The organism is Pseudoalteromonas sp. MMG013 (genome assembly GCF_018100885.1).
Classification (GTDB): Bacteria; Pseudomonadota; Gammaproteobacteria; order Enterobacterales; family Alteromonadaceae; genus Pseudoalteromonas; species Pseudoalteromonas aurantia.
Window position 1 is genome coordinate 1 of sequence record NZ_JAGJEE010000121.1, and the last position, 455, is coordinate 455.

Annotated in this window: 2 protein-coding genes; both read left to right on the forward strand. The window is 33.8% G+C overall.

What is annotated here, in order from left to right; all coding sequences use genetic code 11:
* Nucleotides 1-267: hypothetical protein (locus tag J8L98_RS24620; protein WP_210998687.1), on the forward strand; the 267-nt coding region annotated here is incomplete at its 5' end.
* Nucleotides 268-269: 2 nt separating this feature from the next.
* A partial coding sequence (locus J8L98_RS24625) for a hypothetical protein (protein WP_210998688.1) occupies nt 270-455 on the forward strand: 186 nt, incomplete at its 3' end.

Sequence of the window (455 nt, forward strand, 5' to 3'; positions counted from 1 at the left end):
TTAGATACGCTTGAAGTAGCCAAAGTTGAAGGTGATAAATTTAATCAAGCCTTGGCTCTAGCAAATCCAACAAAGGAAGATAAATATATGAGTATATCTTTTGATATGCCAAAAAGTGTTGGGTATGGGTTCACTAAAGGTAATAACCCTCAGCGAGTAAATAATTTATCTACTGTTGTGGTTGGCTATGCTAAAGATGCTAAGGGTGTTTGGCACATTAATTCTATGTATCCTTCTAATAGGCATGTAAAAGTTGGTGGGGGATAAAGATGTTGAGAGATTTAGAATTAGAAATAATTGAGAATATTTTTTGTTGCTTTTATGATTATTCATGGAATTTTGAGGATGAAGAGCTTCAATATGGTTGGTTGAGAACGGGAATCTATGTCTATTTGGATCGTCTTGACTCTCAATATTATCAAGGAAAGTTTACTAAAAGTGATGTTAAAGATGCC